The sequence below is a fragment of the Desulfocurvus sp. genome (genome assembly GCF_023230885.1).
GTDB lineage: Bacteria > Desulfobacterota > Desulfovibrionia > Desulfovibrionales > Desulfovibrionaceae > Desulfocurvus.
Genome location: NZ_JALNWM010000056.1, coordinates 1 through 16051 on the forward strand (window position 1 = coordinate 1; position 16051 = coordinate 16051).

Annotated in this window: 15 protein-coding genes; 11 read left to right on the plus strand and 4 right to left on the minus strand. The window is 71.7% G+C overall.

Annotation, left to right across the window (positions count from 1 at the left end; all coding sequences use genetic code 11):
• From M0P34_RS05815 to M0P34_RS05845, 7 genes are all read left to right on the plus strand, one after another.
• Positions 1-290, plus strand: a 290-nt coding sequence (locus M0P34_RS05815) for a hypothetical protein (protein WP_291497340.1), incomplete at its 5' end; no start/stop codon positions are given.
• 469 nt (positions 291-759) lie between these two features.
• Positions 760-1908 carry an ABC transporter substrate-binding protein gene (locus M0P34_RS05820; RefSeq protein ID WP_291497342.1) on the plus strand — a complete coding sequence of 383 codons (1149 nt, stop codon included), beginning with the start codon at positions 760-762 and terminating at the stop codon, positions 1906-1908.
• Positions 1909-1912: 4 nt separating this feature from the next.
• Positions 1913-2794 carry a branched-chain amino acid ABC transporter permease gene (locus M0P34_RS05825; RefSeq protein ID WP_291497344.1) on the plus strand — a complete coding sequence of 294 codons (882 nt, stop codon included), beginning with the start codon at positions 1913-1915 and terminating at the stop codon, positions 2792-2794.
• A complete protein-coding gene (locus tag M0P34_RS05830; RefSeq protein ID WP_291497346.1) occupies positions 2791-3774 on the plus strand; it encodes a branched-chain amino acid ABC transporter permease in 984 nt (327 codons plus the stop codon). The genes M0P34_RS05825 and M0P34_RS05830 overlap by 4 nt, the downstream gene beginning before the upstream one ends.
• Positions 3764-4540, plus strand: coding sequence for an ABC transporter ATP-binding protein (locus M0P34_RS05835; protein ID WP_291497348.1), 777 nt, complete (start codon positions 3764-3766; stop codon positions 4538-4540). The genes M0P34_RS05830 and M0P34_RS05835 overlap by 11 nt, the downstream gene beginning before the upstream one ends.
• Positions 4541-4549: 9 nt before the next feature.
• A complete protein-coding gene (locus M0P34_RS05840; RefSeq protein ID WP_291497350.1) occupies positions 4550-5281 on the plus strand; it encodes an ABC transporter ATP-binding protein in 732 nt (243 codons plus the stop codon).
• Between the two features lie 330 nt (positions 5282-5611).
• A complete protein-coding gene (locus M0P34_RS05845) occupies positions 5612-6913 on the plus strand; it encodes a phenylacetate--CoA ligase (protein ID WP_291497352.1) in 1302 nt (433 codons plus the stop codon).
• 85 nt (positions 6914-6998) lie between these two features.
• Here M0P34_RS05845 and budA read toward each other — a convergent pair whose 3' ends face one another.
• From budA to M0P34_RS05865, 4 genes are all read right to left on the minus strand, one after another.
• Positions 6999-7814 carry an acetolactate decarboxylase gene (budA, locus tag M0P34_RS05850; RefSeq protein ID WP_291497354.1) on the minus strand — a complete coding sequence of 272 codons (816 nt, stop codon included), beginning with the start codon at positions 7812-7814 and terminating at the stop codon, positions 6999-7001.
• Positions 7815-8045: 231 nt separating this feature from the next.
• Complete coding sequence (locus tag M0P34_RS05855) at positions 8046-8282, minus strand: hypothetical protein (RefSeq protein ID WP_291497356.1); 237 nt, start codon at positions 8280-8282, stop codon at positions 8046-8048.
• 203 nt (positions 8283-8485) lie between these two features.
• The gene (locus tag M0P34_RS05860; RefSeq protein ID WP_291497358.1) at positions 8486-9934 is read right to left on the minus strand and encodes a sigma-54 dependent transcriptional regulator; all 1449 of its coding nucleotides are present in this window, start codon (positions 9932-9934) and stop codon (positions 8486-8488) included.
• A 21-nt stretch (positions 9935-9955) separates the two neighbouring features.
• On the minus strand, positions 9956-11071 hold the full coding sequence (locus M0P34_RS05865; protein ID WP_291497360.1) for an ATP-binding protein: 1116 nt from the start codon (positions 11069-11071) through the stop codon (positions 9956-9958).
• Between the two features lie 251 nt (positions 11072-11322).
• Here M0P34_RS05865 and M0P34_RS05870 point away from each other — a divergent pair, with 251 nt between their 5' ends.
• From M0P34_RS05870 to M0P34_RS05885, 4 genes are all read left to right on the plus strand, one after another.
• Positions 11323-11643, plus strand: coding sequence for a hypothetical protein (locus tag M0P34_RS05870; RefSeq protein ID WP_291497362.1), 321 nt, complete (start codon positions 11323-11325; stop codon positions 11641-11643).
• 110 nt (positions 11644-11753) lie between these two features.
• Entirely contained in the window at positions 11754-13304 is a 1551-nt protein-coding gene (locus M0P34_RS05875) for a DUF4139 domain-containing protein (RefSeq protein ID WP_291497363.1), read from the plus strand.
• A 73-nt stretch (positions 13305-13377) separates the two neighbouring features.
• The gene (locus M0P34_RS05880; protein WP_366062106.1) at positions 13378-14850 is read left to right on the plus strand and encodes a sigma-54 dependent transcriptional regulator; all 1473 of its coding nucleotides are present in this window, start codon (positions 13378-13380) and stop codon (positions 14848-14850) included.
• Between the two features lie 220 nt (positions 14851-15070).
• On the plus strand, positions 15071-16051 hold a 981-nt coding region (locus tag M0P34_RS05885; RefSeq protein ID WP_291497365.1), incomplete at its 3' end, for a methyl-accepting chemotaxis protein.

The window sequence follows — 16051 nt, forward strand, 5'->3', positions numbered from 1 at the left end:
AAATCACAATCGAAAATGACGACAAGGTCATATCAATAATTTATCTTTCCCCTGAAAAATCAAAATGGCAGTTCAAAAGTGGAGGAATTGAGTTCTGGGCAGAAGTTCTAGACTCAAAATTCCTTGACAAAATGAAGGACAAAAATCTTGATGATATTATTGATCTGAAATTCACCGCAACAGTTGAAACAACAACAACAAAAGAAGCCCACACCAAACAAGTCAAGGTGTCCCGCACTATATCCAATTTTATAATGTTCAGTCCGCCAAAACAACTCGATTTGCTCTAGCACCAGGAGGAGCGAAGAGCTCCCCACACCTCCGGGCCCCCCGCCCCCGGGCGCCGCGCCAATAATCTATTGGTCTTGACAACAGCCCCGGTTTCGACAACAAACGAGGAACCCGGCGGCACAAGCCGCCACGGGAAGCGCCCCGGCCCGGCCGGGCACCCGCAACCACGACCACGCCCCCCGCAGGAGGACGCGCATGACCCGCACCGCCGCCAACGCCCTGGCCCTGGCCAGGCCCCGCGCGGTCCGGCGTGCCCCCGTCCCCCCCGGCGCCCGCCGCGCCGCCGCTGCCATCCCCGCCGCCACCGCCCGCCCCCTGGTCCAGCGACTATTCCGGGGCGTGACGGGTACGGGCGGCATCTTCCAGTTTAGCCGCTAGGTCCCCCGGCTTCTTCGGCAAGGACGCGCGAGCCCCGGCCCGCCGTCCCGGTTCCCTTTCCGCTCACCGTTTCGACCAAGGGAGTCCCGCATGAAAACCGTGCGCCTGTTCGCCGTCCTGGCGGCCGTGTGTCTGATGACCCTGTCCCTGGCCCCGGCCCGCGCGGCCGAGCCCGTCAAGATCGGCGCCGTGCTCTCCGTCACCGGCCCGGCATCGTTCCTGGGCGAGCCCGAAAAGAACACCCTGCTCCTGTTGCAGGACCGGATCAACGCCGCCGGGGGCATCCTCGGCCGTCCCCTGGAGCTTGTGATCTACGACGACGAGACCGACGTGAACAAATGCGTGCTCGCCGTGGACAAGCTGCTGAAAAAAGACCGCGTCGTCGCCGTCATCGGCCCCACGGTCTCGGGCAACACCCTGGCCGTGATGAACAAGTTCCCCGCCGCCAAGGTGCCGATGATCTCCTGCGCCGCAGCGGAGAAAATCACCCGGCCCGTGAACCCCTGGGTCTTCAAGACCCCGCAGTCCGACCGCCAGGCCGTGGCCCGCATCCTGGACCACCTGCGCCAGGCCGGGCTCTCGCGGGTGGCCATCCTCACCGTGTCCGACGGCTTCGGCCAGGCCGGACGCGCCGTGCTCGCCGAGATGCTGCCCGCCGGGGGCTTCACCCTGGTGGCCGACGAAATCTACGGCCCCAAAGACACGGACATGACCCCGCAGCTGACCAAGATCAAGGGCCTCGCCCCCGACGCCATCGTCTGCTGGGGCACCAACCCCGGCCCCGCGGTCATCGCCCGCAACCGCGTGCAGCTCGGCATCCGGACCCCGCTGTACATGAGCCACGGCGTGGCCTCGAACAAGTTCATCGAGCTGGCGGGCGAGGCCGCCGAGGGCCTGCTGCTGCCCGCCGGGCGCATGGTCGCCGTGGAGCAGATCGAGGACGGCAACCCCCAGAAGGACGTGCTGGCCGCCTATGTGGCCGACTACGCCGCGCGCTTCGGCGCCCCGCCCTCGACCTTCGGCGGCTACGCCCACGACGCCCTGGCCCTGGTCCGGGCCGCCATCGAGACCTCCGGCTCCGCCGAGCCCCGGGCCATCCGCGACGCCCTGGAGGCCACCACCGGCTTCGTCGGCGCCACGGGCGTGTTCAACTTCAGCCCCGAGGACCACAACGGCCTGGACCCCTCCTCCTTCGTCATGGTCGGCATCGAAAACGGCGCCTGGAAGGTCTTGCGGTAAGCCCATGGACACGGCCAGCCTGCTGCAATACCTCGTCTCCGGCCTGACCGTGGGCAGCACCTACGGCCTGACGGCGCTGGGGTTCACCATCATCTTCAACACCACCGGCATCATCAACTTCGCCCAGGGCGAGTTCGTGATGCTGGGCGGCATGCTGGCCGTGATCCTCGGGCAGGCCCTGGGCCTGCCCCTGGTGCCCGCCGTGCTCGGCGCCGTGGCCCTGACCACCCTGGCCGGCGGGCTGGTGGAGCGCCTGGCCATCCGCCCCGCCCGGGGCGCCAGCCCCATCCAGCTGGTCATCGTCACCATCGGCGTGTCCATCCTCATCCGCGGGCTGGTCATGCTCCTGTGGGGCAAGGACACCTTCGCCCTGCCCCACTTCTCGGGCATGCGGCCCATCCTCTTCGCCGGGGCGGCCATGCTGCCCCAGAGCCTGTGGGTGCTGGCGGTAACCCTGACCCTGCTGGCCGCCCTGCGCGCCTTCTTCACCGCCACCATCCACGGCAAGGCCATGCTCGCCTGCTCCCACGACCCCGGGGCCGCAGCCCTGGTGGGCGTCAACGTGCGGCGCATGGTCCTGGCCTCGTTCATGCTCTCGGCCCTGGTGGGCGCCGTGGGCGGGGTCATCCTCGCCCCCCTGACCATGACCGCCTACGACGTGGGCATCCTCCTGGGGCTCAAGGGCTTCGCGGCCTGCATCCTGGGCGGGCTGGGCAACCCCTTCGGCGCCGCCGCCGGGGGGCTCATCCTGGGCGTGCTCGAAGCCTTCGGCGCCGGGCTCGTCTCCTCGGCCTACAAGGACGCCATCACCTTCATCATCCTGCTGGCGCTGCTCTTCGCGCGGCCCACGGGGCTCTTCGGCGCAAGGAGCGCCGACAGGGTATGACTGCCGGGCGCGGCGCCGGGAACCTGGCGGCCCTGGCGGGCTTCGCGGCGCTGGTGGCCGCCGCCCCCTGGCTTTTGCCCAACGACTACTACCTGTCCACCCTCATCCTGGCCTTCCTGAACGCCATGATCGTCATCGGCCTGAACCTGCTGCTGGGCTACGCGGGGCAGATCAGCCTGGGCCACGGCGCGTTCTACGGCCTGGCGGCCTACACCACCGCCGTGCTCACCGCCGCCCACGGCTGGCCCGTGGGCGCGGGCTGCGCCGCCGGGGTGGCGCTCACCGCCGCCGTGGCCTACCTCATCTCCATCCCCACCCTGAAGCTGGCGGGCAACTCCCTGGCCATGGCCACCCTGGGCTTCGGGCTCATCGTCCACATCGTCTTCAACGAGGCCATCGCCATCACCGGCGGCCCCAGCGGCTTCGTGGGCATCCCGCGCCTGGCGCTCTTCGGCCGCGTCTTCGAGTCCGACCTCGAGTACTATTTCCTTGTCGGCGGGGTGCTCGTCCTGCTGGCCTGGGCGGCCCTGAACCTCATCGACTCGCGCGTGGGCCGCGCCATGCGCGCCATCCACACCAGCGAGCGCGCCGCCGAGGCCGTGGGCATCGACATCACCGGCGCCAAGCGCTTCATCTTCGTGCTCTCGGCGGCCTACGCGGGCCTGGCCGGGGTGCTCTATGCCCACTACCTGTGCTTCGTTGCCCCCTCGTCCTTCGGCTTCCATTTCTCGGTGACGCTCATCGTCATGGTCGTGCTGGGCGGCATGGCCAGCGTCTGGGGCGCCGTGGCTGGTGCCGTGTTCCTCACCGTCCTGCCCGAATTCCTGCGCGCCTTCGAGGATGTGGAAACCCTGCTCTACGGGGCCATCCTCGTGCTGTGCGTCGTCTTCGTGCCCCAGGGCATAGCCGGGGGCGCCTCGCGGCTGGGCCGCGCGCTGCTGGCGCGCCTGGGCGCGGCCAGGAGGCCCCATGCGCCCTGAGCCGCTCCTGCGCTGCCGCGAAATCACCGTGCGCTTCGGCGGCGTCACCGCCCTGGCCGACGTGGCCCTGGACGTGCGCCCCGGATCCATCACCAGCATCATCGGCCCCAACGGCGCGGGCAAGACCACCCTGCTCGGCGCCATCACCGGCATGGTCCGCACGGCCTCGGGCTCCGTGGCCCTGGCCGGGCGCGACATCTCCGCCCGCCCCGCCCACGCCCGCGCCCGGGCGGGCATCGTGCGCACCTTCCAGAACCTGGAAGTCTTCACCAACATGACCGTGGTGGAAAACGTCATGACCGGCTGCCACCGCCATGTGCGCTACCCCGCCCTGGCCGCCCTGCTGCGCACCCCGCGCTACCGCCGCGAGGAGCGCCGCTGCCTGGACCACGCCCTGGACCGGCTGGCCTTCGTCGGCCTCGGCGAGCTGGCCGACACCCCGGCGGCCGAGCTGGCCTTCGGCCAGCAGCGCGCCCTCGAACTGGCCCGCGCCGTGGCCGCCAACCCCTCGCTGCTGTTGCTCGACGAACCCGCCGCCGGGCTGAACATGGCCGAAACCCGCGCCCTGGGCGCCCTCATCCGCCGCATCCGCGACGACCTCGGCGTCACCGTCGTCCTGGTCGAGCACGACATGGACCTCGTCATGACCATCTCCGACGAGATCATGGTCCTCAACCACGGCTGCAACCTCGCCCTGGGCACCCCCCGGCAGATACAGAAGAACCCCGAAGTCGTGCGCGCCTACCTGGGCGACGACGACCTCTAGAGGCCGCCAGTGCTGACCCTGCGCAACATCGACATCCACCACGGCAGGATCCACGCCGTCAAACGCGCCTCCCTGCATGTGCGCCCCGGCGAGATCGTCGCCCTCATCGGCGGCAACGGCGCGGGCAAGACCAGCACCCTGACCACCATCTCCGGCCTGCACCGCCCAAGCGGCGGCGAAATACTCCTGGACGGGCGCGACATCACCCGCGCCGCCCCCGACGCCATCGTGCGCCTGGGCCTGTCCCACGTTCCCGAGGGCCGCAAGGTCTTCAAGCCCATGCGCGTGGAAGACAACCTGAACCTGGGCGCCTACCACCGCTGGAGGCGCCGGGAACGCGCGCGCATCGCCGAGGACCTGGACGCCGTGTACGCCATGTTCCCCGTGCTGCTCTCCCGGCGCGCCCAGGCCGCGGGCACCCTCTCCGGCGGCGAACAGCAGATGCTCGCCATCGGCCGCGCCCTCATGGCGCGCCCGCGCATGCTGCTCCTCGACGAACCCAGCATGGGCCTTGCGCCCCAGGTCAGCCGCGAAATCTTCCGCCACGTCCGCGAACTGCGCGAGCGCTTCGGGCTCACGGTGCTCGTGGTCGAACAGAACGCGCGCCTGGCCCTGCGCGCCGCCGACAGGGGCTACGTCCTGGAAACGGGACGCATCATCCTCCAGGGCCCCAGCGAGGAGCTGCTGGAAAACCGCGACGTGCAGCGCGCCTACCTCGGCCGCGACCTGGACGCCGGGTAGCCCGGGGCACCGCGGCAACACGGCGACACGGGGCGCCGCCCCGGACCCCGCCAGGGGGCGCCGCCCCCTGGACCCCCGCAAGGGGCCAACGGCCCCTTGACCCCGCACGCCGGTCCGGGAATGCTGCGGCCCGGGGCCGCCGCAGCATTCCCGGACCGGGGGGCCAGGGCGGGCTGTCCCCGGGCTGCCCGCCCCGCGGAGCGCCGCTTCAGGGCAGGGGGAAAGGGGCCGGGAGAGGGGGGGGCGTTTCAGGCACCCGGGACGAAATGGGGGGAAGCCGCCCCCGGTGCGCAGCGGCGAAACACAAGACACCGCCAAGGAGCAGCGACCATGTACTTCGATGCCGAATACGAATGTATGCCGCGCCGGGCGCTGGAGCAGGTGCAGCTGGAACGCCTGCAATCGACCCTGTACCGGATTTCGCGCAACGTGCCGTTCTACCGCAAGAAATTCGAGGCCATTGGCCTGGACACCGACGATGTGCGCGACCTGGCCGACCTGCGCAGGCTGCCCTTCACCACCAAGGATGACCTGCGCCAGAACTACCCCTACGGCATGTTCGCGGTGCCCATGCGCGAGGTGGTGCGCCTGCACGCCTCCAGCGGCACCACGGGCAAGGCCGTGGTGGTCGGCTACACGAAAAACGACGTGCGCCGTTGGGCGCGGCTGGCGGCCCGCGTGCTCACGGCGGGCGGGGTCACCAAGGACGACGTGGTCCAGATCGCCTTCGGCTACGGGCTGTTCACCGGCGGTTTCGGCTTCCACTACGGCGCGGAGCTGCTGGGCGCCTCGGTGGTGCCCAGTTCCCACGGCAACACCCAGCGCCAGATCCAGATCATCCAGGACTACAAGACCACGGCCCTGGTCTGCACGCCGGGCTACGCCCAGTACCTGGCCAGGCGCATGTACGACGCGGGCGTCAACGCCAACGCCCTGACCCTGCGCCACGGGCTGTTCGGCGGCGAGCCCTGGAGCGAGGCCATGCGCGGCGCCATCCAGGACGGGCTGAAGCTCACGGCCACGGACAACTACGGCCTGTCGGAGATCATGGGGCCGGGCGTGGCCGGGGAATGCCTGGAGCAGAACGGGCTGCACCTGAACGAGGACCATTTCCTGGCCGAGATCATCGACCCGCACACCCTGGAGCCCGTGGCCGAGGGCCAGGTGGGCGAGCTGGTGCTGACCACGCTGACCAAGGAGGCCTTCCCCATGCTGCGCCTGCGCACGGGCGACCTGACGCGCCTGCTGCCCGGGGGCTGCCCCTGCGGGCGCACCCACCGCAGGCTGGACCGCATCCAGGGCCGCACCGACGACATGTTCATCCTCAAGGGCGTGAACGTCTATCCCCGGCAGGTGGAAAACGTGCTGGCGACCATCGAGGGCATCGACCCCTGCTTCCAGATCGTGCTGGAGCGCGAGAACGGGCTGGACCGGGGCACCGTGCTGGTGGAGGCGGGCGCGGACGAGTTCTTCGACGAGATAAAGAAACACCAGATGATCTGCGCGCAGATCCGCGGCCGCCTGGAGTCCGTCCTCGGGGTGGGTTTCGCGGTGCGCATCGTCGAGCGCGCCAGCCTGTTCGAGGGCCAGACCTGCAAGACCCGCCGCGTGGTGGACAAGCGCGCCATCTAGCCACGCCGGGAGCCGGACGCGACGAGGCCGCGCGGCCCCCCCCGGGGGGGCCGCGCGGCCTCGCTGCGTCCGACGCGTGGCCCGGCTAGCGCTCCACGCGCTCCAGCTCCGCCTCGCGGTCGGGGGCGAGATCCACGGCGGCGAAGGCGGGGGTGGCGGGCAGCGCCAGGACCAGGGTGGTGGTGGTGTCCAGCTCGAAGGTCACCGGCCCGGCGAAGCGCACGTCGAGCATGTGCCCGCCCGCGCCGCGCGCGGCGTCCAGGTAGTGCAGGTGGAAGCCCGGCACCCCGGCGGCCTTGGCGAAGGGCGGGCCGTAGAAGCCAACGATGTCCCCGCTGGTGCCCGCCAGGGAGAACTCGGGCTGGGAGGCCGCGACCTGGGCCAGGGGCCTGTAGGGCCGCGACTGGCGCGGCACGCTGCGTGTGCGCACCAGCTCGAAGGAGCCCCGGGCGCGCACGGCGTAGAACATGTTCGCACTGGGCAGGGCGGCCCCCAGGCGCGCGGTGAGTTCGGCCAGGGAGCCCACGTTGTCCAGGGTCACGCGGAAATCGGGATCGAAGGGCGTGACCTGGGCGAAGGGCGTGGTCTCGTCGGCGGGCACGGGCCGGGCCTTGCCGTCGGCGCCCACGCGCCAGGCCGCGCCGTCCAGCACGACCATCTCGCCGTCCAGGGCGTCGAAGGTGCCAAGGCCCAGGTCGCCGTGGCGCAGCAGTTCGCCCACGGGCACGGCGCCGTCGTAGACCCCGGCCAGCAGGGCATCGATGGTGGAAACCTGCCACAGCGCATCCCGGCCGGAGTCGGCCTCCCCGGCGCGGACCACGGCGGCGGAGGCCAGCACGGCCAGCATGTACAGGACTATGCCCAGCAGGATCTTGATGATGAGACGGGTGCGCTTGCTCAATGGAAACCCCTCGGGTTCGCGAAATCGGCGCCTTTTTATCAGCACCCGGCTCAAAAGAAAAGCGGCGCGTGGGCCGAAGCCCCGGCTGACAACAGGAAGAACCGCCTTCCGGGGGGGCGGAAAGGCGGTTCTTTTGGGGGGGAGGAGGGGGCGCGTCAGGTGGGGGCGCCCCCTCGCGGCCCCGGCGGCTGCGCAGGATATGCCGCCGGAGCCAGGGGAGAAAACGATGCCCTAGGTGCGCGGACCCTCGGGGCGCGGGGCCCCGGAGCAGGCCGTGCAGCGGGCGTCGACCATCTCGAAGCCCTTGAGCAGGGGTGCCAGAAACAGCCATTGGCGGGCGCCGCATTCCGGGCACTCGTCGGCCACATGGACTGTCCAGCAGACGGTACACAGGCGCGCGCTCTCCAGGGCGATGCCTTCGCTGGAGGCCTTGCGCGCCAGGCTGAATATGGTGTCGACGGTGGTCATGGTCAATCCCTCCGCCCACTCCTAACAAGAGCCGTGCCAAAAACGGCCCGCCCGGCTCCGCGTCCCTTTACGGTGCGAAACCGGGGCGTTGGCATCGCGGCCTCCGGAGGGGGCCGACGGCGTGCGGGGCGCATTTTGTCCATTTTAATTGGACTTGTCCATATATCCAGGACAGTATCCAGGCAAGCAGGACGCGCGGGACTTCAGCGTCGGCTGAGCCCGTGCTTTTGCAGGATCTGGTACAGCCGGGCCCGCGAAACCCCGGCCTCGGCGCAGCAGCGGCGCACGTCGCCGCCGGTGCGGCGCAGCAGGTGGGAGAAGTACTCGTGCTCGGCTGCGCCGACCACGGTCTCGCGGTAGTCGGACCAGGACCCGGCGGCGGCGGGGAGCGCCGCCGGGGCCCCGGCCTGCGGCACCACGCCCGGGGCCCGGGGCGGCGCGGGCGGCGCGGACTGCGAGCCCGCGCCGTCGCGGGAAACCAGGGTCCGCGCGTAGCTCACGCGGACCTCGTCGGGCAGGTGCTTCAGGTAGAGCACGGCCTCGGGCCCGGCGGCGGCCAGGGAGCGCTCCAGGCACTGCACCAGCTCGCGCACGTTGCCCGGCCAGGGGTAGGCCGTGAGCGCCTCCATGAACTCGGGCGAGAAGTCCTTGCGCCCGAAGCGGCCGCCGGAGGCCAGCTTTTCCATGTGCAGCGCCACGATCTCGGGGATGTCTTCGGTGCGCTCGCGCAGGGCGGGCAGCTCGATGCTGAAGGAACGGATGCGGAAAAGCAGGTCCTTGCGGAACTCGCCGCGCTCGACCATGGCCTCCAGCTGGCGGTTGGTGGCCGCCACCAGCCGGAAGTCGCTGCTTTGCTCGGCCTTGGCGCCCACGGGCCGGAAGGTGCGGTCTTCCAGGACGCGCAGGAAGGCCCGCTGCATGGAAAACGGCAGCTCGCCCACCTCGTCCAGGAACAGCGTGCCCCCGTCGGCCAGGGCCACCAGGCCCTCGCGGGCCTTGTCCGCCCCGGTGAAGGCGCCCTTGACGTGGCCGAAGAGGATGGATTCCACCAGGGTTTCGGGCAGGGAGGCGCAGTCCACCACCACGAAGGGCCGCGCCGCGCGCGGGCTGTTGGCGTGGATGGCCCGGGCGAAGAGTTCCTTGCCCGTGCCCGTCTCGCCGGTGATGAGCACGCTTGCGCCGGACTCCCCGGCCAGGGCCACGGTGTGCATCAGCGCGCGCATGAGCGCGCTGGACCCGGCGATGCCCTTGCGCAGGATGGTCCGCTCCTGGTGGCGGGAGCGCCGGTCCTCGCGGTAGCGCACGGCCCGCGCCAGGGGCGCCATGACCGCGGCCATGTCCAGCGGCTTGGCCACGAAGTCCCAGGCCCCCTCGCGCATGGCCCGTTCGGCCACCCGCTCGTCGCCCGCGCCGGTGATGACGATGACCTCGGGCCGCCCCGGCGAGTCCAGCAGCCGGGGCAGGATGTCCAGGCCCGTGCCGTCGGGCAGGTACACGTCCTGGAAGACCACGTCGTAGGGCCGGGCCTCGGCCTCGGCGAGGCCCTGGGTCAGGCTGCCCGCCGTGGCGCAGCGGTGGCCCTGGTCCTCGACCATGTCGCAAAGCATCTCGCGGACCATGCCGTCGTCGTCGATGATGAGCACGTTGGCCATGGTGTCGTCCCGCCCCGGGGGCTATGGCTGGGCCGCGGGCAGCGTCGCCGTGATCCGCGTGCCCGCGCCGGGTTCGGAGTCCAGGGCCAGCCGGCCGCCGTGGCTGCGCACCACGCCCTGCACGATGGCCAGCCCCATGCCGGTGCCCTCGCCCGAGGGCTTGGTGGTGAAGAACGGGTCGCAGGCGCGGCGCAGCACCTCCGCAGGCATGCCCCGCCCCGTGTCGGCGACCTCCAGGACAACCTGCGGCCCGGGGGGATCCTGCCCGAGGGCGTGCCCCGCGTGCCGCTCCAGGCGCACCGTCAGCCGCCCCCCCGCGGGGCGCATGGCGTCCACGGCGTTGGTCACCAGGTTCAGGGCCACCCGGTGCATCTGGGTCGGATCGGCGCGCACCAGGCAGGGCTGCGCGGGGGGCCGGTAGTCCACCTCCACCCCGGGGGGCAACGCGGCCCGCACGCCGTCGAGCACCTCGTCCACCACCGCGCGAAGGTCCACCGCCTCGCCCCCGGTGGCGGCGGGGCGGCTGAAGTCGAGCAGCAGGCGCACCAGGGAGCGCGCGCGCACCCCGGCGCGCAGGATGCGGTCGAACATCTTGTGCAGCGGGTCGGCCTCGGGCGCGCGGCGCAGGCCCATTTCGGAGTAGCCGATGATGGCCGACAGGATGTTGTTGAAATCGTGGGCCACGCCGCTGGCCAGGGTGCCCACGGCCTGCATTTTCTCGGCCTGGCGCAGGCGCTCCTCCTGGGCGCGCAGCCTGCGCTCGGTGCGCGCGCGGTACAGGGCGGTCTCCACGGTGATGCGCAGGTGGGTGTGCTCGAAGGGCTTGACCAGGTAGCCGTAGGGCGTGGTGGGCTTGACGCGCTCCACGGTCTCGCGGTCGGTGTAGGCGGTGGAGAAGATGACCGGAACGTCCAGTTGCTCGCGGATGGCCGCCGCCGCGGCGGTGCCGTCCATCGCCCCGGCGAGCATGATGTCCATGAGCACCAGGTCGGGGCGCTCGCGCAGGGCGAAGGGCACGGCGTCCTCCCCCCGGGAGATGACCGCCAGCACCTCGTAGCCGAAGCTTTCCAGCGCGTGCCTGATCTCCCTGGCGATGATCGCCTCGTCCTCGACGATGAGAATCCTGCCCTCGGACATGCCAGCTCCCTGTTCCCCGGCATCCGCCGAAGTCGTCCAGCGGAAGTACACACCGCATATCAAAAAAGTGGACAAAGGCAAACGGCCGCCCGGCCAAGGCCCCCCGGGGCCCGGCGCCGGGGAGAAGCCGCCCCGGACCGGCCGCCGCCCTTGAGCTCTTGGCCGGGACGCTGTATGAGGAGGGCCCAACGGGGCGCGCCCCCGGGCGGCCCCCCAACAAACACAACGAGGTAGCGATGCAGGCCGGACGCGTGGTATACGAAGGCTGGATCTACGGCGTGGGCGAGTGGCAGTACAGCAAGCTTTCCAAGCTGCTCAAGCGCGCCTTCGAGACCGTGGAATACGTCTACCTGGAAGAGAACACCGGAGCCATCCGCCTGGAGGGCCCCAGCGCCATGTTCGAGGAGAGCGAGGAGAACCTCGCCGCCACCTTCGACCTGCTGGCGGACCAGATCACGCCCCAGGGCAGGGGCCTTGTGCTGGCCCGCCAATGGGACCAGCGCGGCACCGCCCGGATCGAGGCCTTCGTCTTCGGCCACGAGTCCTGGTCCCGCCGCGTGCTGGAAGCCTAGCGCCCGCCCGGCGGGCGCGCGCAGACCTGGCCGTCCCGGTAATATCGTTGCCGCCCCGCCTGCCCGGCGGGCGCGCACACCGCCGCGCGCGCCGCGCGCAAGGGGGAATCATGATCGCGACCCGGTTGCGCCTGGCCGCCGCCGCGGCCCTGCTGAGGCTCGTCCTCGGCGCGGGCCCGGCCCGCGCCGAGGTGGTTTCGGCCGTCCTGTATCCCGGCTCGGCCCTGGTCACCGAGGAACAGACCCTGACCCTGGTCGCCGACCAGGGGCTGGCCGTCGGCGTGCTGACCCTGCCCGCCGGGGCCGACGCCGACACGCTGGGCCTCCAGCCCCTGGGTCAGGGCGCCCCCGCCCTGGCGGGGCTGGAGGCGCGCCCCGTGCGCCGGGTGGACGAAGGCCGCCTGCGCGAGGTGCGCGCGGCCCTGGAACGCGAGGAAGCCAAGGCCCAGGCCCTGGCCGACGCCCTGGCCGCCCGCGAGGGCGCGGCCCGGTTCTGGAGCACCCAGGCCACGGCGCCCCTGGAGCGCCCCGCCGAAGCCGCAGCCCTGGCCGCGGCCCTGCGCCAGGGCCTGGAATCCGAGCTGGCCGCCGCCTCGACCCTGCGCCGCGACCACGCCGCCCAGGCCAAAACGGTGGCCGACCTGCGCGCCGAACTGGAGCGGCTGACCGGCGGAGCCGAAACGGTGCTCGAGGTCCGCGCCGCCTTCCGCGCCGAGCCGGGTGCCCGGGTGCCCGTGCGCCTGCACTACCGCCTGCCCGACGCGGGCTGGAGCCCGGTCTATGTGCTCGACGCCCGCCCCGCCGAGGGCGTGGTGCGCTTCTCCTGGGACGCCACGGTCTGGCAGGGCTCCGGGCGCCCCTGGAAGGACGTGCGCCTGGCCCTGGCCACGGCCGAGTTCCGCACCGGGGCCACCCCGCCCGAGCTGCGGCCCTGGGAGCCGGGGCCCGCCCAGGCCGCCTGGGCCAAGGCCGAACCCGCCATGCTCACGCGCGCCGCCGCGCCGCAGGCCCAGGAGAACTACGCCGCCGCCGACGCGGCCCCGGCCCCGCGCACCGAAGGCGCGGTGTTCGACACCTACGACGCGGGCCGGGCCACCCTGGCCTCCGGCGACCGCACGCGCCTGCCCATCGCCCGCCAGACCTGGAAGGCGGATTTCGACTACCTGGTGCGGCCCTACGCCGAGCCGCGCGCCTACCTGCGCGCCCGGCTGGCCCTGGGCGACGCCCCGCGCATTCCCTCCGGACGGGCCGACCTGCTCCTGGAGGGCGCCCTGGTCCAGCGCGTGCCCTTCGAGCTGGCCCGGGCCGAGGCCGACCTCTTCTTCGGGGCCGACCCGCAACTGGCCGTGACCTTCCGCAACACGGACCGCGCCTCGGGCGAGGCCGGGCTGTTCGGCGGCCGGGGCCGCCACCGCTGGGCCTGGACCGTCGAGGTCCGCAACGGCAAGGCCGGGCCCGCGCGGGTCAGCGTGCAGGACCGCCTGCCGCGCCCCGGCGACGAGCGCATCAAGCTCGAAAAGACCCTGGCCGAGGGTGCCCGCGAAAAGGACGACGCCGTGATCTGGGACTTCGAGCTGGCGCCCGGCGCCGCCCGGACCATCGATTACGGCTACGCCCTCACCTGGCCGGGCGACATGGACATGGACCTGGGGGGCCGCTAGGCGGGCGGCCCCTCCGGGCCGGGGCACTTTTTTTCGGCGCCGCCGCTTCCGCCCGCCCCGGGAATGTGCGACCATGGCCGGAACCGCAATCAGGAGTTCACAGGCCGTGGCCAGAATCCTCATCATCGACGACGACGAGCCCATCCGCGAGCTGCTGTGCGCCGCGGTGGAGCGCATGGGCCACGAGGCGGCCGCCGCCGGAGAGCTGGCCGAGGCCTTCGCCCTTGCCCGCGAGGCCAGCTTCGACGCCATCTACCTCGACGTGCGCCTGCCCGACGGCGACGGGCTGGGCGCCCTGCCCGCGCTGTGCCACGGCGCAAACCCGCCCGAGGTCATCATCATCACCGGCGAGGGCGACCCCGACGGCGCGGAGCTGGCCATGCGCAGCGGTGCCTGGGACTACATCGAAAAGCCCTGCTCCCTGGAACGCATGACCCTGCCCCTGGCGCGCGCCCTGCAATACCGCGCCGAAAAGCGCCGCGCGGCGCCCCTGACCCTGCGCCGCGAAACCATCATCGGCTCCAGCCCGGGCATCCGCGACTGCCTGGACCAGGCCGCCCGGGCGGCCGCGGGCCCCGCGGACGTGCTGGTGATCGGCGAGACCGGCACGGGCAAGGAACTCTTCGCCCGGGCCATTCACGACAGCACACCCGGCGCCCGGGGGCCCTTTGTCACCGTGGACTGCGCCGCCCTGCCCGAAACCCTGGTGGAGAGCCTGCTCTTCGGCCACGCCAGGGGCGCCTTCACCGGCGCCGAGCAGGCCCGCGTCGGCCTGGTGAAGCAGGCCGACGCGGGCACGCTGTTCCTGGACGAGGTGGGCGAACTGCCCCTGCCGGTGCAGGCCAAGTTCCTGCGCGTGCTCCAGGAGCGCACCTTCCGGCCCGTGGGCGCGAGCGTCGAGGAGCGCAGCCGCTTCCGCCTCGTGGCCGCCACCAACCGCGACCTGGAGGCCCTGGCCGCGCGCGGCGCCTTCCGCACCGACCTGCTCTATCGGCTGAAGACCGTGGTCCTGGAACTGCCGCCCCTGCGCGGGCGCCGCGAGGACCTGGGGCCCCTGGTGCTGCACCGCCTGGCCGAGCTGGGCAGGCGCCACGGCCAGCCCGCCAAGGGCCTGACCCCGGAGTTCCTGGAGGCCCTGTGCGCCCACTCCTGGCCGGGCAACGTGCGCGAGCTGTTCAATGTCCTGGAGACCGCCGTCATCGCCGCCCAGGGCGAGCCCACCCTGTTCCGGCGCCACCTGCCCGTGGACCTGCGCGCGCGCATCGCCCGCGAGGCCGTGGCCGACCGCCGCAGGAGCCCCCGCCGCCCGGCCCCGGCCCCCGAAGCCCCGGCCCGCCCCCTTCCCGGCGCCGCGGGCGGCGACGAGGGCTTCCCCTCCTGGCGCGACCACCGCGCCAAGGCCCTGGCCGAGGTCGAACAGCGCTATTTCTCCGAACTGCTGCGCCGCACCGGGGGCGACCGCCAGGCGGCCTGCCGCCTGGCCGGGCTGCGCCCCGCCCGCCTCTACGAGCTCCTGGGCAAGCACGGCCTGCTCGGCCCCCGCTAGGGGTACGGCCGCGCCCCGGCGGACGGCTCCGGCACTGCCCCGCGCGCCGAAACCGCCCCCGCCCCGAATTTCCCGTTGACCGGACCACAAGAAAAGCTATCATCCTACTATAGATCGGTCGCTTCCGCTCACCCCCCCTCGCCCCAACCATCCGGGACCGTGGGCCCGCCCCGCGACAGGCTCCCGCCGTCCGGCCCGTCGTCCGCGCCAAGGAGGAAAGATGCTTAAGAACATGAAACTGGGATTCAAGCTCGGCCTCGGCTTCGCCCTGGTGCTGGCCCTGACCGCCGCCGTGGCCGGCCTGAGCTGGAACAGCATGCTCGGCGCCAAGAACAGAAGCGCCAAGGCCGAGGACATGAACGCGATCAATATCGCCATGTTCAGGGCCCGCATCGCCGTCTACAACTACTTCCTCGAACCCGGCGACCAGTCCCGGGCCCAGTTCTCCGAACACATGGCCGCCCTGGAAAACACCGCCAAGGCAACCCGCGAAACCTACCGCATCCCCGCCGACCGGGCCTCGGTGGACGCCATCCTCGGCCAGGCCGGGACCTACGGGGATCATTTCGACGCCTACTCCCGGATGCAGAAGGAGCGCGATGTCCAACTGGGCGACGCGGTCAAGAGCGCCCTGGCCCTGGAGAACGGCCTGGACGACCTGCTCGGGCGCCTGCGGCCCCAGGCCCGCCAGGGCCAGGGCTTCGACGCCTTCGACGCCGCCGCGCAGGCCAAGATCCGCTTCCTGACCCTGCGCGGCCTGGCCAAGGACTACCTCGTCTCCCTCGACGAGCGCAGCCTGGAGCTCGTGGAGCAAGACTTCGCCGGGCTGCTGGACGATCTCGGCGCCCTGCGCGCGGCCGCGCCCGAAGAGCAGCGCCAGGGCGTCGACGCCCTGACCCGCACGGCAGAAACCTACCGGGACGGGTTCCTGGCCTACGCCGGAACCACCGGGAGGCAGATGACCATCCGCACACAGATGACCGCCGCCGCGCGGGAACTCATCGGCACAGTCGACGACTTCGGCGCGCGGCAGAGCGAAATCATGCGCCAGGGGCTGGATTCCGGCCTGCGCCTGATCCTCACCGGCGCAGGCGTCGCACTGGTGATCGGGGTGCTCGCGGCGCTGCTGATCACCCGGGCCATCACCGGGCCGGTGCGCAAGGGCGTGGGCTTCGCCCAGGCCATCGCCGCGGGCGACCTG